This window comes from Actinoplanes sp. NPDC051470, assembly GCF_040682035.1.
In the GTDB taxonomy this organism is placed as follows: domain Bacteria; phylum Actinomycetota; class Actinomycetes; order Mycobacteriales; family Micromonosporaceae; genus Actinoplanes.
In genome coordinates this window covers 1-25,621 of sequence record NZ_JBFBAA010000053.1, presented here as the reverse complement: position 1 = coordinate 25,621, position 25,621 = coordinate 1, and the positions used below count along the sequence as shown (strand labels likewise).

Genomic DNA, 25,621 nt, shown 5'->3' with positions numbered 1-25,621 from the left:
CTCGTCGACGGCAAGATCCGCAGAGCTCCGGTACGACCACCTCGGCGGGGGACGGTCGGCCGGACCGGGGCCTCGACACACCACGGAGGAACGACAAGTGGCCAACATCGAGACCTCACTCAAGGAAGCGATGGCCATCGAGGGCGCGATCGGCGTGGCTCTCGTGGACTACACCAGCGGTCTGACGCTGGGCGTCATCGGCGGCTCGCCGACGATGGACATGAACGTCGCGGCGGCCGGCAACACGGACGTCGTCCGGGCCAAGATGCGCGCGGTCGAGATGCTGGGCCTCGGCGAGGACATCGAGGACATCCTGATCACGCTGGACAGCCAGTACCACCTGATCCGGCTGATCCCGACCCGCAAGGGCGCCGGCGACGCGCTCTTCCTCTACCTCGCGCTCAGCAAGAGCCGCGCCAACCTCGGTCTGGCCCGCCACCAGCTCCGCAAGATCGAAGCCGACCTCGACGTATGACCACCGTCGACGAGAAGCCGGTCACGACCGAGCGCAGCATGTCGCAGGTCGTCACCGACACCGTGCGGACGTTCCGGAACCAGGTTCCGGAGGCCATCACGGCGGCGCTGGTGGACATGTCCACCGGGATGCTGCTGGCCGTGGACACGCTGGACGACCAGCAGCCGGACGAGCAGCTCGACCTGCTCGCGGCGGCCACGTTCGACCTCTTCCAGGGCCGGAACGTGTCGATCATCCGGGACGTCTTCGCCGAGCGCCACGCGCCGAGCGACCGGCACTACTTCCAGGAGATGCTGGTCAACAGCGACGACCTGGTCCACCTGTTCCTGCGGAGCAACCGGCACCAGGACCTGGTCGCGGTGATCGTGTGCAAGCGGGTGTCGAACATCGGCATGCTGTTCGCCCAGGCCCGCGTGGTCATGAAGCAGATGGACGCCGATTTCGCCTGACCGGCTCGGAACCAACGGACGGACACCCATGCAGCCGCTGGAGCTGGCGCTCGAGATCGGCGGAGCCCTCTCGGTGGCGGTCTTCTCCATCCGGGACGCGGCGGCGTCCTGGTGGGCCGGCGGTCACGAACCCGACGGCGACGACGCGGTCGCCGCGGGCGCGCTGGCCGGCGCGGCCGTCACGCTGGTCCGGCTGGTCGATCCGGACGACGAGCTGGGCGACATCCTGCTTACCACCACATCGGCGTTCCACGTCCTCCGGGTGCTCGACCCGGAGGTCGGTGGCACGCAGGTCGCCCACCTGACGCTCAGCCGGGGCGCGGCCAACCTGGCCCTCGCCCGGCGCGAGTTCAAGGTGCTCACCGACCGGTACCTGGCCGCGCCGGAGTCCGGCCCGCCGGTGGCGGGAAAGGCCGAGCCTCGGCGGCCGAACGGCTCGGTCCTTCCCCGGCGGCCCAGGAACGGTCTGCCCGCGGCCGCCTTCCAGGAACGCGACGACCTGGTCCCGCCGGGCTGGCTGGAACTGGTCGGGCAGCCGTACGTGAACGATGAGACGGTGCTCGACCGGATCATCGGAACCCTGAGACAACTCTGAACTCCCGGGAGCAACCGTGCAGACCCCCCACGACCCGTTCAAGTCCGCCCGTGCCGAGCTGGCGAATCTCCGGCACGCGGTGACCGGTGTGCAGGGGTGCGTCGTAGCCGGCGTGGACGGCCTGCTGATCCTGCACGACACGATGTCCACCGCCGAGCCGCACGACCTGGCCGCGCTGGCCGCCGGCGCGCACGGCATCAGCCGGACCTGTGGCGGCGCCCTGCACCAGGGCGGCTTCCACGAGTGCACGATCCGCAACCAGAAGGGCTACATGGCCGTGTACGCGGTCGGCGAGCTCGCCCTGCTGGCGGTCGTCGGCGACGACGGCCTGAACATCGCCCGCCTGCACCTGGAAGCGCGCCAGACCACCGCCAAGCTGGCCAAGCACCTGGAGATCAGGACGGTTCAGGACGCGGATGACTGGCTTCCCGCGGAGGCTGCGGGCCGCACAGACTCTTGATCGCGCCCAGCAGCGTCGAGCGGGTGAACGGCTTCTCGATCAGCATGCTGTTGGCGTCCAGGTTGAGCTGCGGGCCCAGGGACGCCGCGGTGTACCCGGACATGTAGAGCACCGGCAGGTCGGGCTGGTGGGTGCGGAGCGCGTTGGCCAGCTCCGGGCCGGTCATCGTGGGCATCACCACGTCGGTGATCAGCAGGTCCGGGTGCTCGCCGGCGGCCACCTGGGTGACCGCCATCAGCGCGTCGGTGGCCACCGTGATGGCGTATCCGGCCGGCTCGATCAGCCGCTGCACCAGCTGCGCCACCTCGGGCTGGTCCTCGACGATCAGCACCCGGCCGATGACCGAGGGCGTGGTCTGCCGGTCGATGGCCGAGGCCGGACGCTCCTCGGCCGCCGGCAGGTAGAGGTGCACCGTGGTGCCCATCCGCGGCTCGGACTCCAGCACGATGTGCCCGCCGATGCCCTGCACGATGCCGGCCGTGGTGGCCAGCCCCAGCCCGGCCGCGGTGGGCCGGGTGGTGAAGAACGGCTCCAGCGCCCGCCGGCGGGTCTCGTCGCTCATCCCGACGCCGGTGTCGGTGATGACCATGTGCACCAGCTTGCCGGTCGGCGCGCCCTCGGCCAGCTGGCCCGGCAGCACCACCTCGTTCATCGCGGCCACCCGCAGCATGCCGCCGCGCAGCATCGCGTCCCGGGCGTTCGCGGCCAGGTTGACCAGGGCCTGCTCGAGCGGCCCGCGCTCGGCCCGGATCGGCCACACGTCCGGCCCGAAGGCCAGGTCGAGGCCGATGTGCTCGCCGAGCGTGCGGGAGAACAGGCTCTGCACGTCGGTGAGCAGGTCCGGGATCGGGATGATCTCGGGCCGGTTCCCCTCGGTACGCCCGAACGCGAGCAGCTGATGGGTCAGGCTGCGCCCGGTGTTCACCGCGGCCATGATGTCCTGGGCCATCTGGTGCTGGGGTGACCCCTCGGCGGTGGTCGAGGCGATCATGTCGGCCGATCCGGCCACCACGGTCAGCAGGTTGTTGAAGTCGTGCGAGATGCCGCCGATCAGCTGGCCCAGGCTGTCCAGCCGGCGCAGGTGGTCGAGCTGGCGCTTGAGGCCGCGCGCGTCGATGTGGTCGGTGGTGTCGGTGACCATGCAGACGACGCCCGAGTAGTGCCCGCACTCATCGATCAACGGCATCATGCTCACGCGTACGCTGCGGTGCGAGCCGTCCGCGCGGATCAGCCGGGTGGCGCCGACCGTGGACCGGCCCGCCTTGCACTCGGCCAGCCGCCGGCTCAGCTCCTTCTGGCCCTGGTCGTCCAGGAAGCCCCGCAGCGACGTGCCCACCAGCTGGTGCCGCGGCAGCCCGAGGACCACGCCGATCGGCTCGTTGGCGTAGGTCGCCACGCCCTCGATGTCGAGCTGGAGCACACCCTCGGGGATCGTCTCCAGCACCCGGCGGTACTTCGCCTCGCTGGCCTTGAGGCGCTCGCGGGCCCGGGCCGAGGAGAGCGCCAGGCTCAGCTCGCCGGCGATGTCCCGGGCCAGCTCGACCTCGGCCTGGGCGTAGAACGAGCCGACCTCGCCGCGGGTCAGGATCAGATAGCCCGCGTACGTGTTGTCGACGATGATCGGGCACAGCACGACCGCGTGAATGCCGGTCGAGAACTGGGGGAGCGGCTCCCGCCCGTCCGCGGCCAGCACCACCGGCCGGCGGCTGGCCGCCAGCGTGGTCGAGAAGTCGTCCTCGGGCAGCTTGCCCCGCATGTCCAGGGCCCGTTGGAGGGTGCCGCCGCGGTCCACGTCGGGATGGTGGAACGTGATCCCGTCGTACCGGCCGTCGTCACCGAGCAGTTGGACACCGGCGCCGTCACCGATCATGTCGGCCGCGGCCCGGGCGGCGGTGGCCCGCACCTCGGCCTCGTCCTCGGCCGCCCGGCTCAGCGCCAAGGCGAGGTCGGCGAGCGCGTACCGAAGCGGATAAGCCATCACACCCATGCCGCAATGATCGGGCGATTCGGGCGGCGGTGCGGGCGGTTCGGGCGGAATGCAACCATTCGGCCGAACGATCCAGGCCGATTATCGGTACGGGTGCCACGCGACTCGTCCGTCAGGTGCGAACTCGGGCACGCCAGGTTGAGAAGTGATCTGGACAAACAGCAGGATCTCTGGGCGAATCGTCGGCGGCGGGAAGGAACCTCCGGGTGGACCAGGATCCCACGAGCAGCAGCAGCCTGCCCGACGGCGCCTCGACGCTGGATCTGAGCGGGCGGTGCGTCGGCAGCTCGTACATCCTCGTCCGGCCGATCGGCCAGGGCGCCACGGGAACGGTGTGGCGAGGCGTGGACCGGGCCTCGGGCGAACCGGTCGCGGTCAAGCTGCTGCACGAGAGCCTGCTGCGGCAGCCCAAGCTGGTCACCCGCTTCGTGCAGGAGCGGACCATCCTGATGATGCTGCGGCACCGCAACGTGGTCCGGGTCCGCGACCTGTTCAGCGTGGGCGAGTCGCTGGGCCTGGTGATGGACCTGGTGGCCGGCGGCAGCCTCCGCGACCACCTGCGCGAGCACCACACGGTCGCGGCCGGCGAGGCGGCCCGGCTGGGCGGTCAGCTGGCCGCCGCCCTGGCCGAGGCGCACGGCCTCAACGTGATCCACCGCGACCTCAAGCCGGACAACATCCTGCTGCAGACCGAGAACGACCGGCTGGAGACCCGGCTGACCGACTTCGGCATCGCCCGGGTCCTCACCATGCCCTCGATCACCACCCCGAACGCGGTCGTCGGCACTCCGCACTACATGTCGCCCGAGGCGTTCCACGGGTCGGTGGCGAGCCCGGCGGCCGACATCTACGCGCTCGGCATCGTGCTCTACGAGATGGTCACCGGCCGCCCGCCCTACAGCGGCGACTCGGTGCACGAGCTGATGCAGCGGCACCTGGCCGGCGGCCCGGAGCGCCCGGACGGCATCCCGGACCAGCTCTGGGACGTGATCGAGTCGTGTCTCGAGCAGAAGCCACGGCTGCGCCCGAGCGCCGAGGAACTGGTCGGCGAGCTGTCCGACGTCGCCCGCGCGGTGTCCGGCTCACCGCGGCTGCCCGCCCCGCCGGTCCTGCCGCAGCAGCCGCGGCCCAACTCGCTCCAGCACAGCGTGGTCCCCGCCCCGCGCGTTCCGAAGCGCCCGCACAACAAGCCGCGGAGCTGGCGGTGGCGGCGGCCCGGGACGGTGCTCACCGTGCTGGCCGGCACCATGCTCGCCTCGGGCGTGGCCACCACCGCCTGGCACGTGTCCCGCTCGGGGGCGGACGCGCAAGACGTCCAGATGATCGCCGCGCCGCCGATCCCGGCGTCGGCCCGGTCGGTGCCGTCCGCTTCGCCGGCCGCGCGGGCCAAGGTCGCGGCGACCCAGCCGGCCGCGGCGCGCCGGACCGGCGCGGTGGTCGATCGGGCCGCGCCGGTCGCGGCCGGTGACAAACCCGGGGCGGTACGCCCGACCGTCACGAAACCGGCGAGGACCCGGGCGCCGCAGCCGGAGGCCCGCCCGTACGGGCCGTGGACCTGCCGTCAGGTCGTCTCGCTGAACATGACCAACCCGCTGGTGGCCAAGCCGTGCCAGTCGGTCGGCGACCGGGTGCAGATGTCCGCCTCGCTCACCGCGCGCGCGGGCGGGACCGCCCGCGTCTCCGTCGCCCTGGTCGAGAACGGGCGGACCGTGGCCGGACCGTACACCTGCTCGAACCTGATCTTCACCGAGGACGACACGACCCAGGACTGTGGACCCCGGACCGCGTCCGCCACTCGCGGTCACACCTACACCATCCGCATGACCTGGTCGTTCTCCCGGGAGGGGAGGGTGAACAACGGGCAGGCGTCCGGAGAAGGGTTCACGTTCTGAGCCGGCGCGCGATAGAGTGCCCGGCGATGAAGAAGTCACTGGTGGTGATCGCCGCCGCGGCCCTGCTCGGCGCCGCGGGCGTGGTCGTGACCCAGCAGGCCTTCGCCGCCGCCGTGCCCATCTACCACCCGACCCGGCTGGCCCACGTCGGCGACGCCAAGCAGCTCGTGGTGGTCACCGGCCAGTCGATCCCGTCGACCTACTCGACGCTGCGCACCTACCAGCTCGGGGCCGACGGCACCTGGACCGAGCGGTTCGCGGCGATGCCCGCCCGCAACGGCTACGCGGGCTGGGCCTGGTACAACGTGCGGAAGCAGGACACCGGCACGAGCCCCGCCGGCACGTTCCCGATCACCACGGCGTTCGGGCTCAAGGCCAACCCCGGCACCAAGATCTTCTACCGGCCGGCGGACAGCAACGACTACTGGGTCGGCGACAACAAGGACGCGAAGACGTACAACATCTTCCAGCCCTCGATGTCGCCCAAGCGCACCTGGCGCACCAGCGAGGCCGAGCGGATCGCCGCCTACCCCACGCAGTACGAGTACGCCGCGGTCATCGACTTCAACCGCCCGGCCAACAACTCGCTCAGCTACAACGCCACCTACGGCGAGTACGTCACCAGCAAGCCGGTCGACGTCCGGCGCGGGTCGGCGATCTTCCTGCACATCAACGGCAAGGGCTCCACCGCCGGCTGCGTCTCGATCTCCCGCACCAACATGATCGCCGTGCTCAAGTGGCTCGACCCGGCCAAGAAGCCGCGCATCGTGATGGCGCCCGAGGCGAGCATCGGCAAGGCCTGAAATACATTCGACGGGTACGGCGTTACCGCCTACCGTGATCATCATGTTCGCGCCCGGTCTGCAGCTGCCGCTCTTCGCGGCCGCTCCCGCGTGTGATCTCTACGATTCGCGAATCTGACCCGTCCCCAGCGGCAGCAGAACCCGGGGACGGGTCGCTGAGCGCTGCTCGGTTCTGACGCAGGCGGGGTGGGCACCCGTCACCGCGTACCGAAGAATGCCTTTTCGTTTCTCGCATCCAGTGAGGACACATCATGGCCAAGAGCCAATTCGTGCGCACCAAGCCGCACCTGAACATCGGCACGATGGGACACGTCGACCACGGGAAGACCACCCTGACCGCCGCGATCACCAAGGTTCTCGCCGACCGCGACCCGGCAACCAACCGGTTCGTGGCGTTCGAGGGCATCGACAAGGCGCCGGAGGAGGCGCAGCGGGGCATCACGATCAACATCGCCCACGTCGAGTACGAGACCGCCGGCCGTCACTACGCCCACGTCGACATGCCCGGACACGCCGACTACGTGAAGAACATGATCACCGGCGCCGCCCAGGTGGACGGCGCGATCCTGGTGGTCTCGGCGCAGGACGGCGCCATGCCGCAGACCCGTGAGCACGTGCTGCTCGCCCAGCGGGTCGGCGTGCCGTGGCTGGTCGTCGCGCTCAACAAGAGCGACGCGGTCGCCGCCGCCGACGCCGAGCTGCTCGACCTGATCGAGCTCGAGGTCCGCGAGCTGCTGTCCGAGTACGGGTTCCCCGGCGACGAGGTGCCGGTGGTCCGGGTCAGCGCGCTCAAGGCGCTCGAGGGCGACCCCCGCTGGGAGCGGTCCATCGTGGACCTGCTCGACGCGGTGGACGCCTACGTGCCGGTGCCCGAGCGCTCGCTGGAGGAGCCGTTCCTGATGCCGATCGAGAACGTGCTCACCATCAGCGGACGCGGCACCGTGGTCACCGGCAAGGTGGAGCGCGGCACGCTGCGGGTCGGCGAGCCGGTCGAGGTGGTCGGTCTCGGCCCGACGGTGGCCACAGTGGCGACCGGGCTGGAGACGTTCGGGAAGTCGCTGCCCACGGCCGAGGCCGGTGACAACGCGGCGGTGCTGCTGCGCGGCGTCCGGCGCGAGCAGGTGCAGCGCGGCCAGGTGGTCGCGGTGCCCGGTTCGGTCACGCCGCACCGGGAGTTCCGGGCCAACCTGTACGCGCTGACGAAGGAGGAGGGTGGCCGCCACACGCCGTTCGTGGCGAACTACCGGCCGCAGTTCTTCTTCCGCACCACCGACGTCTCGGGGTCGATCGAGCTCGCGCCCGGCATCGACATGATGCTGCCGGGCGACTCCGGCTCGGTCACGGTCCACCTGGGCAAGGAGGTGCCGATGACGGTCGGGCTCGGCTTCGCGGTTCGTGAGGGCGGCCACACGGTCGCCGCCGGCACGGTCACCGAGCTGCTCGACTGACGCTTCACCGTTCGCGGCCCGGGTCCTCATCGGACCCGGGCCGACTTCTTTGCTTGTTCGGCTCAGCTTTGCTTGTTCGGCTCAGCCGACCCCTTTGATCATCAGGTCGACGGTGAAGTCGAAGCGGTCGTGGCCGTCGCCCGCGGTCAGCTCGGCCGCGTAGCGCTTGGTCTGCGGGAAGCCGTCGGGCAGGGCGGCGAAGCGGCTTCTCAGCTCGTCGCGGCTGACCACCCAGGCGTCGTCCGGGCCGGCGCGGCGGGCATCCCGGAGCGAGAGCTCCAGGCAGTACGCGTTGACGTAGAGCGTGAGGGCGTCCAGCGCCCAGGCCGCCGTCTGCGGGGCCACCCCACCGGCCAGCAGGATCGCCAGCAGGCCCTCGCTGAGCCGCAGCGTCTCGAGGTTGGTCGGCGCGACCGCCAGGGTCGCCCGGGTGATGCCCGGGTAGCGCAGGTATTCGTCGCGAAGGCGGGCGCAGGCCCCGGCGAGCTGGTCACGCCAGGTCGCCGGGTCGGGCTCGGGCAGCTCGACGCGGGTGCAGAGCCGGCCGATCAGCAGCTCGCCCAGGTCGTCCTTGTTGACCACGTGGGCGTAGAGCGAGGCGGGACCGGTCTCGAGCGCGCCGGCCAGCCGGCGCATCGTCAGGGCGTCATACCCCTCCTCGGCGATCAGCTGGAACGCGGCCTCGACGATGGCGTCGACCGTGATCGGCTTCTTGGTGCCGCCGGACGGGCCGCGCCGGACCGCCGCCGGCGTCTTCTCGGCCGGAGCCGGGAGCTGTTGGTGACGCGCGTTACGCCGCTGGTGGGGAGATCGAGCCATGCGCCCACTTTACACGCAAGGGGAACGGTGTTCTAACGTATAGGAACAGCGTTCGTATGAATCTCCCGGAGGTGGCTCGTGGTCGCTCAACCCAGCTCGTTGCGGGAGGCGTGGCCCGCCCTGGCCGGGCTGAGCGCGGTGTTCCTGTTCGAGATGCTGGACAACTCGATCCTGAACGTCGCGCTGCCGACCATCGGTCGCGAGCTGCACGCCTCGACCACCGCGCTCCAGTGGGTGACCGGCGCCTACGCGGTCGTGTTCGGCGGGCTGATGCTGGCCTTCGGCGCGCTGGCCGACCGGGCCGGCCGGCGGAAGATCATGCTCATCGGGCTGGTCCTGCTGGCCGTCGCGAGCCTGGCGACCGCCTTCGTCACCACCGCCGAGCAGCTCATCGCCGTCCGGGTGGCGATGGGCGTGGCGGCCGCGATGACCACGCCCGGTTCGATGGCCCTGGCCTTCCGGCTCTTCGCCGAGGACGGCCTGCGGGTTCGCGCGATCAACCTGATCTCCACCGTCGGGCTGGTCGGCCTGGCCATCGGCCCGACCGCCGGTGGCCTGGTCCTCGCGGTGGCGCCGTGGCAGGTCCTGCTGCTGGCCAACGTGCCGATCGCGGTGCTCGCGATCATCGGGGTCCGGGTCGGCATCGTCGCCGACGACCCGGCCGGCCTGCACCGCGACCCGGTCGACGTGGCCGGCGCCGCGCTGGGCACGGTCACGATCGTGGTCGCGCTGGTCGCCCCGACGCTGTTCGTCGAGGCCGGCGCCGGATCGTGGCGCCCGTGGGCGGCCACCGCGGCCGCGGTCGCCGGCGCGGTCCTCTTCGTCGTCCGCGAGCGCTCGGCCCGCCACCCGCTGCTCGACCTCAAGCTCGTGGCCCACCCGCTGGTCTCCAGCGGCCTCGCCTTCAAGGCCGCGGCCGGGCTGGCCACGGCCAGCCTCGGCTACCTGGTGACGCTCCAGCTCCAGCTCGATCGGGGCTGGTCGCCCGCGCTCGCCGCCGTCGGCCTGCTGCCGCAGGTGATCGTGCTCGTCGCCGGCGGCGCCTTCGTCAACCCGTTCGTGCGGCGGGCCGGCCTGGAACGGGCCGCGTGGATCAGCGCCGTCTCGGTCGTGGCCGGGCTCGCCGTCTACGGCCTGCTGAGCAACTACGGGTACGTGTTCGTGGCGATCGCCCTCGTGCTGGTGGCGGCCGGGCTCCGCGTGGTCGGCGTGGTCGCCGGGGTCAACGTGCTGCGCGGGCTCCCCGAGAACCGGACCACCATCGGGGTGGCGCTCACCGACACCGCCACCGAGGTCACCTCGGGCGCCGGCCTGGCCATCGCCGGCACCACCCTGGCCGTCCTGTTCACCGGGGACATCGCCGCCGGGGGCTGGAGCGTGCAGCAGACCGCGGAGTTCCGTGCGGCGGTCACGGTCGCCGGCCTCACCCTCACCGTGGTGGCTGCCGCGCTGGTGGGCTGGGGGATCGTCCGGAGCCGGCGGGTGGAAACTCCGTCGCTGGTGTGAACCGTTTACCCCGCTCGCCACGACGAACAGGATGTGGAGGGGAGCCGGGGACCGGGAGGTCGAGCATGCTGAGGCGACCGCCGGATCCGCGCGACGATGCCCAGCTGCTCGCGGCGATCGCCGGCCGCGACCGGGAGGCGTTCGCCGAGCTGTACCGGCGACACCTGCCGTGGCTGCTGGTGCGGCTCGGGCGGCGGTGCGCGTCGCCGGAACTGCTCGACGAGGTCGTGCAGGACACGTTCGTGGCGGTCTGGCGGTCGGCCGGGCGATGGGACCGCCGGGGCGAGGTGGCCGCGTGGATCTGGGGGATCGGCATCCGCCGCCTGGTCGACGCGCTGCGCCGGACCCGGCCGCCGGCCGGGGAGCTGATCGAGTTCGCCGGCGTCGAGACCTCGGCCGAGGAGCATGTGCTGCTCGCCGTCCAGTACGGCGACGTGGGCGCGGCCCTGGCGAGCCTGTCGCCGGAGCTGCGGGCGGTGGTGCAGGCGACCGTCCTCGATGGACTGACGACCCGCGAGGCGGCCCGGCTGCTCGGAATCCCGCCCGGCACGGTCAAGACACGGATGATGCGCGCCCGCGCCCAGATGCGGGAGCGGCTGGCATGACGGGGAGGCTGGGATGACCGCATGGCACCTCGACCCGGAGGCGATCCGACGGTACGCGCGGGGCTCCGTCCCGCCGGGTCTGGCCGCGTCGGCCGAGGCCCATCTGATGGGCTGCGCGACCTGCCGGGAAGTGATCGGCGCCCTGGTCGACCCCCGCCGGGCCGAGGCGATCTGGCACGAGGTGGCCGACCGGGTCGACGCCCCCCGGCGGAGCGGACCGGAACGGATGCTGGTCCGCCTCGGCGCCGGCGAGGCGACGGCGCGCCTGGTGGCCGCGACACCGACGCTGCGGGGCCCGTGGCTGCTGGCCGTCGCGGGAGTGCTCGCGCTGGCGGCCTGGGCGGCTCAGGTCGATGACCGCTTCCTGCTGATGTTCCTGGTGGTCGCCCCGCTCGGGCCACTGGCCGGCGTGGCCGGAGCGTTCGCGGGCGGCCTCGACCCCACCCGGGAGATCGGGCTGGCCACGCCGTACTCGGGGCTGCGTCTGCTGCTGATCCGGACCGTCGCGGTCCTGGCGGTTACCACGCCGATCGTGGCCCTGGCCGGGCTGGCGCTGCCCGGCTCGTGGTGGCCGGCCGTCGCCTGGCTGCTGCCCACCGCCGGGCTCACCGGCGCCGCGCTCGCGCTGACCAGCCGCCTCACCCCCGTCGTCGCGGTCGGTGTGGTGGCCACGGCCTGGCTGCTGGTGACCGCCCCGGCCGCCGTCGCCGGCCGGGCCGACCTCGCCTTCGGCCCCGGCGCGCAGGTCGTCTGGCTCGCCGTGGCCCTCGGCGGCGGCCTCGGGCTCGCCGTCACCCGCAACGCCGTCTCGATCAAGCTGGGGAGAAGCGCATGACCACGGTACGCGTGCGGAACGCGACCAAGACCTTCGGCCGGACGACGGCGCTGGACGATGTCACCCTCGACGCCGGCCCCGGCGTGACCGGGCTGCTCGGTCCGAACGGGGCGGGAAAGACGACCCTGCTGCGCGTCATCGCCACCGTCCTGGCCCCGGACCGCGGCGCCGTGACCCTGATGGGCCGCGACCCGGCCCGCCCCAGCGACCGCACCCGCATCCGGGAACGCCTCGGCTACCTGCCTCAGGACGCCGGCTTCCACCGCGGCTTCACGGTCTTCGAATTCATCGACTACGTGGCCATCCTCAAGGAGATGACCGACCGGCGGCCCCGGCACGACGAGGTGCGCCGGGTCATCGCGCTGACCGGGCTGGCGGCCGTGAGCGCCAAGCGGATCCGGGCCCTGTCCGGCGGGATGCGCCGCCGGGTCGGCCTGGCCCAGGCCCTGCTGGGCGACCCCGACCTGCTCGTCCTCGACGAGCCGACGGTCGGCCTCGACCCCGAGCAGCGGCTGCGGTTCCGGGAGATGATCTCGCAGGCCGGCGAGGGCCGCACCGTGGTCATGTCCAGCCACCAGACCGAGGACATCACCGCCCTGTGCGCCACGATCGCCGTGATCCACCAGGGCCGGGCCCGATTCACCGGTACGCCGGCCGAGCTGACCGCCCGCGCCGACGGCCGCGTGTGGACCGACGAGCGGCGTTCACCCGCCGCGATCACGGCCTGGCGCACCGGCGACGGCACCTACCGCAACGTCGGCGACCCGCCCGCCCGCGCGGAGCTGATCCCGCCCACCCTGGAGGACGCGTACCTGCTGCTCATGGGCGAACCCGGCCGGGAGGTCACCCACTCATGACCCGATCCCTGATCGGCCGGGAGGCCCGCCATCTCGCCCGCCATCCGGTGCTCTGGCTGATACCCGTCGTCGTGGCCCTGACCAGCGCCGCCGACTCGGCCACCGGGGGCCGGACCGCCGGCTACTGGTACGGCACCATCTTCACCGCCGTCGCGTTCTTCGGCCCGATCATCGTGATCTTCCCGGCGAACCTGGTTGCCGGCCGCGCCCGCCGCAGCCGGGCCGAGGAGATGTTGCGGGTCACGCCGACCTCGGACACCGACCGGACCTGGGCCATGTGCCTGGGCGTCGCGCTGCCCCTGGCCGCGGCCGGCGCCGTCGCGGCCGGCGCCATGGCGCTGATCGACGGCGGCTTCACCATCCCGCCCGACGACCTGCTGACCGCCGGCGAGCTCGCCCAGCTGCCGTTCGTCCTCACCGGGGCCGGGCTGCTCGGCGTCCTGGCCGCCCGCCGGCTGCCCTTCGCCGGCGGGGCGCTCATCACCTTCGTCGTCGCCACCCTGGGCGCAGTGGTCGTGTTCGGCCGGTTCGACTCCGGCATCTGGTGGATGTGGTGGACGACCGGATTTCCCTTGGAAGGCCGCGCGCCGGTGCCGGGCGAACCGTGGCTGCACGTCGTCTACCTGGCCGGCCTCTGCGCCTGCGCCGCCGTGGCCGCCGTCTACCGCGGTCGTGCCCAGCGGACCCGCCTGGCCCTGGTCGGCCTGCCGGTCCTGGCCGCCACCCTCGCCGTCGGCTGGCTCCAACTGTCATGACACCGTCCGTGGCGACCGAGGTCCTCCGCAGCGGCCACCTGGCGCGCAGCCTGCGCCTGGCCCCGTTCGCGGCCGGCGCCGTCGCCGTCGTGCTGTACCTGGCGGCCCGCCTCGACGGCGGTCCCGACGTCATCGGCGACCTCCGGGTGCTGGGCCTGCTGCTGGCGCTGAGCAGCGGGTACGTCCTCGACGACGATGCGGCGGTCACGTTGCAGGCCAGCCCGTACTGTCTCGCCCGCCGGCTCGGGCTGCGTCTCGCCGGGGCCGTGGCGGTTGTCGCTCCGCTGTGGACGGCCGTGCTCGCCTACCTGCTTCCCTCGGCGCCGGCCGGCGAGCGGTGGGCTCTCGGTCTCGGCCTCACGACCGAGCTGGTCGCCGCGCTCGCCCTGGTCTGGGCCGTCGCCGCCGGGGCCCGCCGCCACGGGTTCGAGCACCCCGGCATCATCACCACGCCGGCGCTGCTGGCGTCGCTGTTCGTGGCGGCGTCGATCGGCCGGGCCCCGATGCTGGTCGGCCCCGGCCCGGAATGGACGCCGGCGCACCTGCGCTGGTCGATCGTGCTGGCCGGCGCGACCTGCGTGCTGCTGGCCGCGATGCGCGACCCGGCCGCGCGGCGGTCTGACTGGTGACCGTCGATCTTCGCCCGGAACGGGCGGCACGGGCCGGACCACCCACCTGCTCGCCGAGAGGGCGAGCAGGTGGTGTGGGCGTACCCAATCTTTCCGAACACCGAGCTCGCGCCGGCGACGACGAGCAACCCGGCACCGACCGCCGCGCGCCCCGGGCTCACAGCGCCGACGAGAGGGCGGCCAGGTAGCCGTAGCGATAACCGTCGGCCGTGGGGTGGAACGAGTTGGTCGGCGGGATGATCTGCAACCCGTGGATCCAGTTGGCACCGGCGCAGATCCCGTGCCCGGCGAACTCGTCGGTCACGTCGACATAGGTGAACCCGGCCGCCTCGGAGCGGTCCTCGATCAGGGCGTTGAGCTCCGCGTTGGCCGCGTTGATGGCCCGCCGCTTCGGGATGCTCATGCCGGCGAACCCGCAGCTCGGCGCGTTCACGTCGAACAGGATCGGGTAGCCGAGGACCAGCACCTCGGCGTTCGGGGCGCCGCGCTTGATGCCACGGTAGGTGGCGTCCAGTTTGGCCGGCAGTTCCTCGCGGACCACGACCGCGGCGTCGTCGACGACGGCCTGGCAGGCGGCGTCGGTGACGATGGTGCAGCTGATCACGGTGGGCGCGAAGCCCGCGTCGTTGCCACCGATGGTGACGGTGACCAGGTCGGTCTTCCGGCTCAGGGCGATGAGCTGGGTCGCCCGCAGGGTGTCGGTGGTGGCGCCGCCGCAGGCGACGGACCGGTAGGAGCGCGGGTCGTTGGCCGCGGCCCACAGGCCGGGGTAGCCGTTGGGGCTGCGCAGGCAGAGGCCGCTCTGCCCGGCGGCGCCGACCCCGGACGAGTACGAGTCGCCCAGCGCGACGTAGTCGACGCTGCCCGATGCCGCCGCGGCCGGGGTCGCGACGGCCAGGGTGAGTAGGGATGAGATGACGAGAGTTCCCAGGACGGTGGTGCGTCTCATCGAGTTCCTCCGCTCAGCGGGGTGAGGGTTACTCGACGGTAAGTCAAGGGTGTAACAAAAGAAACATGGTGTTTTTATTGTTACTCCGTAGTAACGTGTATCGATGTCTTGGCCCTCTCAGGCCGACCCCCTGGTCGTCAGGCTCGCCGGCAGCCGAAGTCGTTCGGGTGCGAGGCCGGGGTCGTCGAGGCGGTTGAGCAACATGTCGAAAGCGCGCGTGGCCGCCTCCGCGATCGGCAGGCTGACCGTCGTCAACGGGGGCACGAGAAGCGCGGCAAAATGCTGATCGTCGATGCCGACAACGGCGAGGTCCTGCGGAACCCGCAGGCCCAGGCCGGCCGCGACCTGGAGGACGACCGCCGCGACGGTGTCGTCGGCGGCGATGACCGCCGTCGGGCGACGCTCGGAGCCGAGCATGTCGGAAGCGACCTGGGTCCATCGGGACGCCGGCTCGGTGTAGTCGGCCTGGGCGAGAAGGTGCTCGTCGACGACCAGCCCGTGGCGAGACATCGCTGAGCGGTATCCCGCGATGCGGTCTTCGGTGCTCCGCCGGCCCGCCGGTCCGTAGAGATGTCCGATGCGGCGGTGGCCTCGGTGGTAGAGGTGATCGACCGCCGCCGCGACCCCTTCCGCGTTGTCCCAGCTGATCTCGCAGAACGACGGGTTGGCCTGCCCGCGGTTGATGAGGACCGCCGGCATCCCCTGATCGGTCAGCGCCGCCAGATGTGAGTCGTCCCGGAACTGCGATGTGGAGAGGAAGATGATGCCGTCGACCTGCTGCTGCATCAGCACTTCGACCACCGCGGCTTCCTCCTGCGCCGAGGAGGCATGACACACCACGAGATTTCGATCCGACTGCCTGGCCCGAGGCTCGATGGCGGTCAACGCCGCCAGGAACAGGTTGGTGCTGATCTCGTCGATGACGAGCCCGATGGTCCGGGTCCGTTTGGTCGTGAGGCTCTGCGCTATCCGGCTGGGCCGATACCCGAGTGAACGCATGGCTTCTTCGATTCGCTCCCTGGTGCGGGAGGTCATCGCGGCGGTACGACCGTTGAGCAGGTTGGACACCGTGCTCACCGAGACTCCGCTGGCCGCCGCGACCTCACGGATCGTGACCTGCGTCGACCGTCTGCGCCTATCTGCTGGCATGCCGCCCCGTCGCTACGTCCACCTGGTGTACCGGTCCACCGTACCCACCGGTTGTGCGGCAGATAGGTGGGGGAGAACCGCGGCTCAGCAGCTGATCGAAACTCCGCCGCGAGACCCGTTGCCCTGAGGAAGCCTCGCCGCTAGGGTCGGTGTACCGGTTTAGTAGACCGGTACACCAGGCGACGCAGATCCGGAGCAGCCATGGCAATCGTCATCATCGGGGCGGGCAGCACCGTTTTCACGCGAATGCTGGTCAGCGACCTCATGCAGGACCCGGCCACCCGCGACGTCGAATTGCGGCTGGTCGACACCGACCCCGCCCGGTTGGCCCTTGCCACCGCTCTCTGCCGTCGGCTCGTGGCCGAAGGCGGCAAGGCGGGAGCACAGGTCACGGCCTGGCTGGACCGCCGGCAGGCCCTGCCGGGCGCCACCTATGTGATCAACACGATTCTGGTCGGCGGCCGGCCGGGCATCGAGGCGGATCTGCTGATCCCGGCGAAATACGGCATCACCCAAACTGTCGGGGACACCCTCGGCATAGGCGGTATTTCACGCGGTCTTCGGACCATCCCCGAGATTCTGCGGATCGCCCACGACATCGAGGAATTGGCGCCCGGAGCGCTGTTCCTGAACTACACCAATCCCATGTCCATGGTGGTGATGGCCCTGGCCGCCGCCACCGGAGTGCGGCACTTCGGCCTGTGTCACAGCATCGTCAACACCGCCGAGGAACTGGCCGGCTACCTCGACGTCCCGTTCGCCGATCTGGTGTGGGACGCGGCCGGGGTCAATCACATGGCGTGGTTCACCCGGCTGGAGTCCGGGGGCCACGACCTGTATCCGAGCCTCTTCGCGCTCCCGGCCTCCGACCCCGGCCTGGTCGCCGGCGACGGCGTTCGTTTCGCATTGATGCGCCACTTCGGCTACTTCTGCAGCGAATCCAGCAAACACACGGCCGAGTACTTCTCCTACTTCCTGCCGCACGACGGCGAAACCGAACGACTACGGATTCCGGTCGGGCGGGAGCGCCTGGACGCTCTTGATCAGCAGCAGGCCGATCACGACGCGCTCGCCGGGCGGCTGGGCGGCGCCCAGGCGCTGCTGACCGAGCCGAGCAACGAGTACGCGCCGGCCCTGATCGCGGCCCTCGAATCCGGCCGTCCCTACACGTTCCACCCCAACGTCGCCAACCAGATCGCCGACGGCGTCCTGATCGGCAATCTGCCGGCCGAGGCCGCCGTCGAGGTCGCCTGCACGGTCCGCAACGGTGCCGTATCTCTCGACCGGGTACCCGATCTGCCGCCCGGGCCCGCGGCCCTCAACCGGCAGGCCGTCGCGGTGCAGCAGCTCACGGTGCAGGCGGTCCTCCAGCACGACCTCGACCTCGTCCGTCAAGCGGCGCTCGTCGATCCGCAGGTCTCCGCGATCCTCAAACCCGACCGGGCGGTCGCTCTGGTCGACGAACTGCTGGCCGCGCATGGACCGGCACTGCCCGACCTGAAGAGCCGCCGGCTGATCGCGGTCGCCCCGGCCAACACCGTCACCCACGCCTCGCGCAAAGGAAACACCCCATGAAAACGGCGACGTTCCGCGTCGACGACCTCGATGTGGAGATCCATCCCGGCAACCAGGCGATGGGCGTGGCGGCCGCCGACGCGGCCGCCCAGATCATCAATGCCGCGGTGGAACGCTCGGGCACCGCCAACCTGGTGCTGGCCACGGGCAACTCGCAGGTGACCTTTCTTGCGGCCCTGCGGAAGCAGAACATCGCTTGGCCGGCGGTCACCGTCTTCCACATGGACGAATATCTGAACCTGCCGGCCGGCCATCCGGCGGGATTCCCCGAGTTCCTGCGCCGCCACCTCCTCGACGAGGTGCGGGTGCGGGCGTTCTACCCGGTGCCCGGCCACCCGGCCGACCTGACGTTGGCGTGCCAAGGATACGAGGCGCTGCTCCGCGCCCATCCCGTCGATCTGTGCGTGCTCGGTATCGGCGAGAACGGGCACCTGGCGTTCAACGACCCGCCCGCGGACTTCGGCGAGGCGGACTGGGTCAAGGTCGTGGACCTCGACGAACGCTCACGCCGGCAACAGGTCGGTGAAGGACATTTCGATCGGCTCGACGAGGTCCCGGCACGGGCGATCACCCTGACCATCACCGGTCTTCGCAGTGCCGCGACGATGCTGTGCCTGGCGCCCGAGCGCCGGAAGGCCGAGGCGGTGCACCGCGCTCTCACCGGGCCGGTCGACGGCACCTGCCCGGCATCGATTCTCCGGCGTACCCCGCACGCCCGGCTCCTGCTGGACCGCGACTCGGCTTCGCTGCTCGAGCCGAGGAACCCGGAACGCACGGGAGACGCTGAGTGAACGCGGACACCTTGGTGCTGCACCCGGATGACGATGTCGCCGTGGCCCTGCGCGCGCTGCGCCCCGGCGAACGGGTAGCCGCCCGGGCCGACGGTGCCGATGTGAGCGTGACGTCCGGGGTCCCCGCCGGGCACAAGCTCGCCCGCCGTGCGTTGGCCGCCGGCCAGGCGGTCCGCAAGTACGGCCAGATCATCGGCGTGGCCGGCCGGCCGATCGGGGCGGGCGATCACGTGCACACGCACAACCTCGCCTTCACGGCCACCGGGCCGGAACGCCCGGCCGGCGGCCCGGCGCCGTCGCCGACACCGCCGGCCGACGCCAGCTTCAACGGCATCGTCCGCGAGGACGGCCGCGTCGCCACCCGCAACTACCTCGCCATCGTCACGTCGGTGAACTGCTCGGCGACCGTCGCCAAACTCGTCGCGGCCCGGGTGGAGCCCCTGCTGGCCCGGGAACCGGCCATCGACGGCGTCATCGCGCTGACGCACACCGGCGGCTGCGGGCTCGCCGACGGGGAAGGGCTGCGGATTCTGCGGCGGACCCTGGCCGGGTACGGAGCGAACGCCAACGTCGCCGGTGTCGTCGCCATCGGCCTGGGCTGCGAGGTCAACCAGGTGCACGAACTGGACCTCGGCGACGCCGGCCGGGCCACACCGGTGCAGCGGGTCCTGATCCAGGAACACGGCGGCACCACCGCGGCCGTCCGGGCCGGTGTGGAGGCGGTCGGCCGGCTCCTTCCCGCCGCCGCCGCGGTCCGCCGTCAGAAGGTCGCCGCCAAGGAGCTGATCCTGGGGCTGAACTGCGGCGGCTCGGACTCGTGCTCGGGCATCACCGCGAACCCGGCGCTCGGTGTCGCCGCCGACCTGCTGGTGGCGTGCGGCGGCACCGCGGTGCTGGCCGAGACCCCCGAGATCTACGGTGCGGAGCATCTGCTGACCGCCCGCGCCGAGCCCGCCGTGGCCGAGGCGTTGCTGGAACGCATCGCCTGGTGGCAGCGCTACACCGCGGCGTCCGGGACCACCCTCGACGGCAACCCGTCACCCGGCAACAAGGCCGGCGGGATCACCACCATCACCGAGAAGTCTCTCGGCGCGGTGGCCAAAGGCGGCAGCAGTCCCCTTCGGGCGGTGTACCGCTACGCCGAACCGATCAGGGCCAACGGCCTCGTGTTCATGGACACGCCGGGTTATGACCCGGTCTCGGTCACCGGCATCGTCGCGGGCGGCGCGCAGATCGTCTGCTTCACCACCGGCCGCGGATCGGTCTACGGCTGCCGCCCCGCGCCCAGCCTGAAGGTCTGCTCCAACAACTCCACGTTCACGGCGATGAGCGAGGACATGGATCTCAACGCCGGAACGATCCTGACCGGGCAGGAGTCCGTTGTGGAGGTCGGCCGGCGACTGTTCAACCGCATCCTCGAGACCGCATCCGGCCGGCGCACGGCCAGCGAACAGCTGGGATTCGGCGCCGAGGAGTTCGTGCCGTGGCAGCTGGGGGCGGTGCTGTGACGGCGACACCTGACCAACACCCCTGGAGGACATCATGAAACGCATCAGCAGGCTTCTCCTGGCGACGGGGGCCGCATCGATCCTGGCCGTCGCCGGCTGTACGAACAATGCCGGCGTACCGGACAACAGCAAGGACGCAGCCGAAGGGTACGACCCGAAGGCGCCCGTGACGCTCACCTGGTGGACCGGTCAAACCGCTGACGCCCAGGCGCTGGCGGAGAAACTGGCCAAGGAATACCAGGCAGCGCACCCCAACGTGACGCTGAACGTCTCGGCCGGCGCCGCGGAGACCGGCGAGCTGCTGACGAAGCTGTCCGCCGCGTTCACCTCCGGCACCTACCCGGACATCTCGTACGCCTACGGAACCTGGGCCGCCGAGCTGGCCGGCAGCGGCCGCGCCCAGGATCTCACCACCTTCGTCGCCGATCCGGCCGTGGCGTGGGAAGAGTTCCCGGTCGCCGCGCGGGCGACGGCCACCGTCGAGGGACGGGTCATCGGCGTGCCGGCGGTGGTGGACAACCTCGGCCTGATCTACAACAAGAAGCTCTTCGACCGGGCCGGCGTGCCGTACCCGACGGACACCTGGTCGTGGGACGACTTCCGATCGGCGGCGAAGAAGCTCACCGATCCGTCCCGGAACATCTACGGAACGGCGTACTCGGTCGCCGGGAGCGAAGACACGACATGGCACTTGTGGCCGTTGTTGTGGCAGCGCGGGGGCAAGATTCTCGACGGGCGCAAGCCGGCGTTCAACTCTGATGCCGGGGTGGCCGCCCTGGAGTTCCTGCGATCCATGGCCGTCGACGACAAATCGATGTATCTGGACCAGACCAACGAGAAGTACCTTCCGCTGTTCTTCTCGGGCAGCGTAGGAATGGTCATGTCGGGCCCGTGGACGCTCTACGACCTGAAAGCGAACAAGGTCGATTACGGCGTCGCCTCTCTGCCCGGCTTCAACGGCGACCACCAGACCGTGTCCGGCCCCGACCTGTGGGTGCTCTACAACCACAGCGACCCCAACCGGGCCGGCGCGTCGCGGGACTTCGTTCGCTGGCTGACCAGCAAGGAGGTCGACCCGCGCTGGAACCTGGCGATCGGCAACCTTCCGCTGCGGGCGTCCGAGAAGGACAGCACCGAGTTCGCCGACTATGTCACAACCTACGCGCCCGGGGCCCAGAAGTTCTTCGACAACTTCGCCAACGCCAAACAGCCACGGCCGGCCGTGACCGGATATGTGGAGATGTCCGGCTACGTCGGCGAGGAGATCTCGAAGGTCCTGCAAGGCGCTGCCCCGGCCAAGGGGGCCCTGGACGAGGCGGCTCGCAAGGCCGCTCCGGCGCTCACGAATGGCTGAGCGTCGCGGTGTCCTGGCCCGCGGACTCACCGGCTTCGTGCTCGCGCAACGCTGGTTCGTCGCGTCGATGGCGTTCACCGGCGTCACCCGATAGCTCGCGTTTAGCCAACGCTCAGGGTTTCTCCAGGCTTCGGCGCTAATTTCGAGGCATGGAACAGGCACAGGCTGAGCGCATCATCACCGTCCTTCGGGAGCGCAACGTCTTCGCGCACATCAAGCTGCCGCATGCCGGCATCACCCAGTACGGCATCCGGGTCGTCCTGCCGGACGGCCGCGAGGCGGTCTGGGACAACGACGGCACCGCGGGACTCGAGGCGCAGGTGATGCGCAACGGCGTGCTCGTCGGGTTCGTCCCGTCCATCCCGGGCTCCGAGAACTTCTCCGACGCGCAGATCACCGACGCGATCGCGCGGGCCGACTACGACCAGCCGATCGGGCGGTCCACGCCGCGTCCGGGGGCTCCGGTGAAGACGCCGCCGCCGTCCCCGAAAACGCTGGGCGATCGATTGAGGGGCACCCTCCGCAACTTCTAAGCTGCTCCGCATGGTGAACGTGACGGTGCTCGGCGCGGGCGCGGCCGGCCTCGGGGTGGCGGCGGCGCTCAAGGCCCGCGGCGTGGATTCCGTCGTGCTCGAGCGCGGCCCGGGCGTGGGCTCGAGCTGGCGCGGCCGCTACGACCGGCTCAAGCTGCACACCACGAGGCGGCTGTCCGGCCTCCCCGGCCTGCCCATCCCCCGGGAGTACGGGCGCTGGGTGCGGCGCGACGACCTGGTGCGCTATCTGGAGGCGTACGCCGCGAAGTTCGATCTCGACGTCCGGACCGGCGCCACCGTGGAGTCGATCAAGCCGGGCTGGTCGCTCACCCTGGCCGACGGCGCCGAGCACACCACCGAGACCCTGGTCGTCGCCACCGGCTACCTGCACACGCCGGTGGTGCCCGACTGGCCGGGCCGGGAGTCGTGGGCGGGCACGCTGCTGCATTCGTCGGCGTACCGCAACGCCGAGCCGTTCCGGGGCCAGGACGTGCTCGTCGCCGGCATCGGCAACAGCGGCGCGGAGATCGCCAGCGACCTGGCCGCGGGCGGCGCCGCCTCGGTGCGGATCGCGATCCGGACGCCACCGCACATCATCCGCCGCGAGGTCGCGGGCTGGCCGGCCCAGCTGAGCGGCGTGCTGTTGGGCGGGCTGCCGGAGCGCGTCTTCAACCCGCTGGCCGCCACCCTGGCCCGCTTCGAGGTGCCCGACCTGCGGGCGTACGGCATCGTCCGCCCGGCCGAGGGGCTGAAGACCCGCCTGCGCACCAAGCGTTACGTGCCGCTGCAGGATGTCGGCATCGTCCGGGACGTGCTGGCCCGACGGGTGGTCCCGGTGGCCGCGGTGACCGGCTTCACCGAGACGTCGGTGCTGCTGGCCGACGGCACGAGCGTGCGACCGGACGCCGTGGTCGCGGCCACCGGCTACGGCACCGGGCTGCGCGAGCTGTTCGCCGACCCGGCGCTGTTCGACGAGACCGGGGTGCCGCTCGTCCGCGGCGGCCCACCGGCCCGGCCGGGCCTGTACTTCATCGGGTACGACGTGAATCTCGGCGGCATGCTGCGCCAGGCCGGCATCGAGGCGAAGCGGCTGGCTACCCGAATCGCTCGGTCTTGACCCGTCGCGGGTCGTGACCCAGCGCCACCAGCATGTCGGCCGCGGCCTCGACGAACGCGGTCGGCCCGCAGACGAAGCACTCCGGCTCGAAGTCGGCCGGCCAGCCGTGCGTGTTGAGGGTCGCCACGCTCAGCCGCTTGGCCGGCGGCACCCGGGTGTAGACGTAGTGCACGTCGAGCCCGGGCTTGAACCGCGACAACTCCGACCGGTAAAGAACGTCGTCCGGCGTCCGCACCGAGTAGACGAGCCGGAACGGCTGACGATCGCGCGCCCGGATCATGGCCATCAGCGGCACGACCCCCGAGCCGCCGGCGACCAGCAGCACCGGCGCGGTCGACGCGGAGCGCCAGACGAACCAGCCGCCGATCGGCCCGCGCAGCTCCAGCTTGTCGCCGGCCGAGACACCGGATGTCAGGTATTCCGACACCTCGCCGTCGTCGACCCGCTGCACGGTCAGCTCGAGCCTGTCCTCGGCGCCGGCACGGAAAGCGTTGGCCATCGAGTAGCTGCGCTGGGCCTGGTAGCCGTCCGGCGCGGTGAGCCGCACGTCGATGTGCTGGCCGGGCAGGTGGCCGGGCCAGTCGGGGACGTCGAGCACGAGGGTCTTGGCGGTGGCCGTCTCCGGGCGGATCTCGGTGACCGTGGCCACCCGCCAGCTCAGTCGCCCTGGTACCGCTGCTCGCGCCATGGGTCCCCGTACATGTGATAGCCCGCCTCTTCCCAGAAGCCCGGCTCGTCGTCGTTCAGCATCTCGATGCCGTTGACCCACTTCGCCGACTTCCAGAAATACAGGTGGGGGATGAGCATCCGGGCCGGTCCGCCGTGTTCGGGGGCCAGCGGTTCGCCGTCGAACTCGTACGCGATCCAGGCCTGGCCGTTGGTCAGATCCTCCATCGGTACGTTGGTGCTGTAGCCGCCGTACCCATGGACCATGGTGAAGTCGGCCGCGGTCTCCACGTCTTCGAGGATCGTGTCGACCGAGACCCCGCGCCACGTCGTGCCGAGCTTGGACCACTTGGTGACGCAGTGGATGTCGGTCGTCACGTCCTCGGCCGGCAGCTTGGTGAACTCGTCCCAGGTCCACTGCTGCTTGTCACCCGACTCGGTGGTGATCGTGAAGCGCCAGCGATCGAGCGGGATGCGCGGGGTCGGCCCGATCGAGAGCACCGGGAAGTCGGTCGTGAGGTATTGCCCCGGCGGCAGCTCGGGTTCGGAGGACCGTCGCCGGCCGCCGAAGCCGGTCGAGATGATGCTCATGGAGACTGAGTAAACCGCACTCGGCCGCCTCGATGGAAAGGTTGTGTGATGGATCAAGCATTTGTCATCGTCGGGGGAGGGCTGGCCGGGGCCAAGGCGGCCGAGACGCTGCGGGCCGAGCGCTTCGGCGGGCGGGTCACGCTGATCGGCGCCGAGCAGGAGCGGCCGTACGAGCGCCCGCCGCTCTCCAAGGGCCTGCTGCTGGGTACGGCGAGCCGGGACGAGCCGTACGTGCACGCGCCGGGGTTCTACGAAGAGCACAACATCGAGCTGCGTACGGGCGTGGCCGTCACCAGCGTCGACCGTTCCGCTCACGTCGTCCGCACCGACGGGGGCGAGGAGATCCCGTACACGAAGCTGCTGCTCGCCACCGGCGCCACGCCGAGGCGGCTGCCGGGCACGCTGTCCCTGCGGACGTACGAGGACTCCGACCGCATCGCCGCGGCCGTGACCGAGGGCACCCGCCTGGCCATCCTCGGCGCCGGCTGGATCGGTCTGGAGGTCGCCGCGGCCGCCCGTGAGCGCGGCGCCGACGTGACCGTGGTGACCCGGGGCACGCTGCCCCTGCAGCGGGTGCTCGGCGTACAGATGGCCACGCTCTTCGCGAACCTGCACCGCGATCACGGCGTCTCGTTCGTCGACCAGCTGCCCGACGGCTTCGAGGCCGACGTGACGCTGGCCGCGATCGGGGTCACGCCCAACGACCAGCTGGCGATCGACGCCGGCCTCGAGGTGGAGGACGGCATCCTGGTGTCCTCGTCGTTCCGGACCTCGGATCCCGACATCTTCGCCGCCGGTGACGTCGCGGCGATCGACCATCCGCTGCTCGGCGCCCGGGTCCGGGTCGAACACTGGGCCAACGCGCTGAACGGCGGCCCGTACGCGGCCCGCGCCATGCTCGGCCAGGACGTGCGCTGGGACCACCTGCCCTACTTCTTCACCGACCAGTACGACCTGGGCATGGAGTACGCCGGCTGGGTCCCGCCGGACGTCTCGCCCGACCTGGTCGTCCGCGGCGACGTGGAGGCGCGGGAGTTCATCGCCTTCTGGACCACCGAGGGCCGGGTGCTGGCCGGCATGAACGTCAACGTCTGGGACGTCACCGACCGGATCCAGGAGCTTATCCGAGCCGGGGAGCCGGTGGACCTCGCGCGCCTCGCCGACCCTTCGGCGCCGCTCTAAGCGGGTAGGCAAAGGTTCGGTACATAACTGGTGATGGGCTGTCAGCGAACACGCTCAGCGAGAGGGACATACCAACGAAAAGACCCCGTCG

At 71.2% G+C, this 25,621-nt stretch carries 26 protein-coding genes; 20 read left to right on the top strand and 6 right to left on the bottom strand.

What is annotated here, in order from left to right; all coding sequences use genetic code 11:
• Window positions 1–97 precede the first annotated feature (97 nt).
• Genes AB0M54_RS45685 through AB0M54_RS45670 form a run of 4 tightly spaced genes read left to right on the top strand, consistent with a single transcriptional unit; the run spans window position 98 to window position 1,979 of the window.
• Window positions 98–475 (top strand): hypothetical protein, encoded by a 378-nt coding sequence (locus AB0M54_RS45685; RefSeq protein ID WP_364328628.1) that lies wholly within the window; start codon window positions 98–100, stop codon window positions 473–475.
• Window positions 472–924 (top strand): hypothetical protein, encoded by a 453-nt coding sequence (locus tag AB0M54_RS45680; RefSeq protein ID WP_364328626.1) that lies wholly within the window; start codon window positions 472–474, stop codon window positions 922–924. Before AB0M54_RS45685 ends, AB0M54_RS45680 begins: the two co-directional genes overlap by 4 nt.
• 28 nt (window positions 925–952) lie before the next feature.
• Entirely contained in the window at window positions 953–1,519 is a 567-nt protein-coding gene (locus AB0M54_RS45675) for a hypothetical protein (protein ID WP_364479183.1), read from the top strand.
• Between the two features lie 16 nt (window positions 1,520–1,535).
• Complete coding sequence (locus tag AB0M54_RS45670; protein ID WP_364328620.1) at window positions 1,536–1,979, top strand: roadblock/LC7 domain-containing protein; 444 nt, start codon at window positions 1,536–1,538, stop codon at window positions 1,977–1,979.
• Here AB0M54_RS45670 and AB0M54_RS45665 read toward each other — a convergent pair.
• Window positions 1,915–3,966 (bottom strand): response regulator, encoded by a 2,052-nt coding sequence (locus AB0M54_RS45665; RefSeq protein WP_364328617.1) that lies wholly within the window; start codon window positions 3,964–3,966, stop codon window positions 1,915–1,917. The two genes, AB0M54_RS45670 and AB0M54_RS45665, sit on opposite strands and share 65 nt — an antisense overlap.
• Window positions 3,967–4,172: 206 nt before the next feature.
• Between AB0M54_RS45665 and AB0M54_RS45660 the strand changes: the two genes are divergently transcribed.
• The 3 genes from AB0M54_RS45660 to tuf all read left to right on the top strand — a co-directional run bounded on the left by AB0M54_RS45660 (window position 4,173) and on the right by tuf (window position 8,109).
• On the top strand, window positions 4,173–5,858 hold the full coding sequence (locus AB0M54_RS45660) for a protein kinase (protein ID WP_364479180.1): 1,686 nt from the start codon (window positions 4,173–4,175) through the stop codon (window positions 5,856–5,858).
• Between the two features lie 26 nt (window positions 5,859–5,884).
• On the top strand, window positions 5,885–6,661 hold the full coding sequence (locus tag AB0M54_RS45655) for a L,D-transpeptidase family protein (protein ID WP_364328611.1): 777 nt from the start codon (window positions 5,885–5,887) through the stop codon (window positions 6,659–6,661).
• 251 nt (window positions 6,662–6,912) lie between these two features.
• Entirely contained in the window at window positions 6,913–8,109 is a 1,197-nt protein-coding gene (tuf, locus tag AB0M54_RS45650; RefSeq protein ID WP_364479177.1) for an elongation factor Tu, read from the top strand.
• 81 nt (window positions 8,110–8,190) lie between these two features.
• On the opposite strand, the gene AB0M54_RS45645 is transcribed toward tuf, so the two are convergent.
• Window positions 8,191–8,928 (bottom strand): TetR/AcrR family transcriptional regulator, encoded by a 738-nt coding sequence (locus AB0M54_RS45645; RefSeq protein ID WP_364479174.1) that lies wholly within the window; start codon window positions 8,926–8,928, stop codon window positions 8,191–8,193.
• Between the two features lie 78 nt (window positions 8,929–9,006).
• Between AB0M54_RS45645 and AB0M54_RS45640 the strand changes: the two genes are divergently transcribed.
• The 6 genes from AB0M54_RS45640 (at window position 9,007) to AB0M54_RS45615 (ending at window position 14,115) form a co-directional block, all read left to right on the top strand.
• Entirely contained in the window at window positions 9,007–10,434 is a 1,428-nt protein-coding gene (locus tag AB0M54_RS45640; protein WP_364479172.1) for an MFS transporter, read from the top strand.
• A 65-nt stretch (window positions 10,435–10,499) separates the two neighbouring features.
• Window positions 10,500–11,039 carry an RNA polymerase sigma factor gene (locus AB0M54_RS45635; protein WP_364479169.1) on the top strand — a complete coding sequence of 180 codons (540 nt, stop codon included), beginning with the start codon at window positions 10,500–10,502 and terminating at the stop codon, window positions 11,037–11,039.
• Between the two features lie 13 nt (window positions 11,040–11,052).
• The gene (locus AB0M54_RS45630; RefSeq protein ID WP_364328596.1) at window positions 11,053–11,874 is read left to right on the top strand and encodes a hypothetical protein; all 822 of its coding nucleotides are present in this window, start codon (window positions 11,053–11,055) and stop codon (window positions 11,872–11,874) included.
• The gene (locus AB0M54_RS45625) at window positions 11,871–12,731 is read left to right on the top strand and encodes an ATP-binding cassette domain-containing protein (protein WP_364479166.1); all 861 of its coding nucleotides are present in this window, start codon (window positions 11,871–11,873) and stop codon (window positions 12,729–12,731) included. The genes AB0M54_RS45630 and AB0M54_RS45625 overlap by 4 nt, the downstream gene beginning before the upstream one ends.
• On the top strand, window positions 12,728–13,486 hold the full coding sequence (locus AB0M54_RS45620; RefSeq protein WP_364479163.1) for a hypothetical protein: 759 nt from the start codon (window positions 12,728–12,730) through the stop codon (window positions 13,484–13,486). The genes AB0M54_RS45625 and AB0M54_RS45620 overlap by 4 nt, the downstream gene beginning before the upstream one ends.
• 8 nt (window positions 13,487–13,494) lie before the next feature.
• Window positions 13,495–14,115 (top strand): hypothetical protein, encoded by a 621-nt coding sequence (locus AB0M54_RS45615; protein ID WP_364479160.1) that lies wholly within the window; start codon window positions 13,495–13,497, stop codon window positions 14,113–14,115.
• A gap of 157 nt (window positions 14,116–14,272) precedes the next feature.
• Here AB0M54_RS45615 and AB0M54_RS45610 read toward each other — a convergent pair whose 3' ends face one another.
• Window positions 14,273–15,064, bottom strand: a complete 792-nt coding sequence (locus AB0M54_RS45610) for an SGNH/GDSL hydrolase family protein (RefSeq protein WP_364328584.1) — start codon at window positions 15,062–15,064, stop codon at window positions 14,273–14,275.
• Between the two features lie 117 nt (window positions 15,065–15,181).
• A complete protein-coding gene (locus AB0M54_RS45605; RefSeq protein ID WP_364479157.1) occupies window positions 15,182–16,213 on the bottom strand; it encodes a LacI family DNA-binding transcriptional regulator in 1,032 nt (343 codons plus the stop codon).
• A gap of 201 nt (window positions 16,214–16,414) precedes the next feature.
• Here AB0M54_RS45605 and AB0M54_RS45600 point away from each other — a divergent pair, with 201 nt between their 5' ends.
• From AB0M54_RS45600 to AB0M54_RS45575, 6 genes are all read left to right on the top strand, one after another.
• Window positions 16,415–17,788, top strand: a complete 1,374-nt coding sequence (locus tag AB0M54_RS45600) for an alpha-glucosidase/alpha-galactosidase (protein ID WP_364328578.1) — start codon at window positions 16,415–16,417, stop codon at window positions 17,786–17,788.
• Entirely contained in the window at window positions 17,785–18,579 is a 795-nt protein-coding gene (locus AB0M54_RS45595) for a 6-phosphogluconolactonase (protein WP_364479154.1), read from the top strand. Before AB0M54_RS45600 ends, AB0M54_RS45595 begins: the two co-directional genes overlap by 4 nt.
• Window positions 18,576–20,087, top strand: a complete 1,512-nt coding sequence (locus tag AB0M54_RS45590) for an altronate dehydratase family protein (RefSeq protein ID WP_364328573.1) — start codon at window positions 18,576–18,578, stop codon at window positions 20,085–20,087. The genes AB0M54_RS45595 and AB0M54_RS45590 overlap by 4 nt, the downstream gene beginning before the upstream one ends.
• A 34-nt stretch (window positions 20,088–20,121) precedes the next feature.
• A complete protein-coding gene (locus AB0M54_RS45585; RefSeq protein WP_364328570.1) occupies window positions 20,122–21,441 on the top strand; it encodes an ABC transporter substrate-binding protein in 1,320 nt (439 codons plus the stop codon).
• 149 nt (window positions 21,442–21,590) lie between these two features.
• Window positions 21,591–21,974 (top strand): hypothetical protein, encoded by a 384-nt coding sequence (locus tag AB0M54_RS45580; RefSeq protein WP_364328567.1) that lies wholly within the window; start codon window positions 21,591–21,593, stop codon window positions 21,972–21,974.
• 10 nt (window positions 21,975–21,984) lie between these two features.
• Window positions 21,985–23,091: an NAD(P)/FAD-dependent oxidoreductase gene (locus tag AB0M54_RS45575; protein ID WP_364479151.1), complete on the top strand. Its 1,107-nt coding sequence runs from the start codon at window positions 21,985–21,987 to the stop codon at window positions 23,089–23,091.
• Here AB0M54_RS45575 and AB0M54_RS45570 read toward each other — a convergent pair.
• Window positions 23,069–23,779: a ferredoxin reductase gene (locus tag AB0M54_RS45570; protein ID WP_364328561.1), complete on the bottom strand. Its 711-nt coding sequence runs from the start codon at window positions 23,777–23,779 to the stop codon at window positions 23,069–23,071. The two genes, AB0M54_RS45575 and AB0M54_RS45570, sit on opposite strands and share 23 nt — an antisense overlap.
• The gene (locus AB0M54_RS45565; protein WP_364328558.1) at window positions 23,749–24,348 is read right to left on the bottom strand and encodes a sulfite oxidase-like oxidoreductase; all 600 of its coding nucleotides are present in this window, start codon (window positions 24,346–24,348) and stop codon (window positions 23,749–23,751) included. Before AB0M54_RS45565 ends, AB0M54_RS45570 begins: the two co-directional genes overlap by 31 nt.
• Window positions 24,349–24,396: 48 nt before the next feature.
• On the opposite strand from AB0M54_RS45565, the gene AB0M54_RS45560 reads away from it, so the two are divergent.
• Complete coding sequence (locus AB0M54_RS45560; RefSeq protein WP_364328555.1) at window positions 24,397–25,530, top strand: FAD-dependent oxidoreductase; 1,134 nt, start codon at window positions 24,397–24,399, stop codon at window positions 25,528–25,530.
• Window positions 25,531–25,621 lie beyond the last annotated feature (91 nt).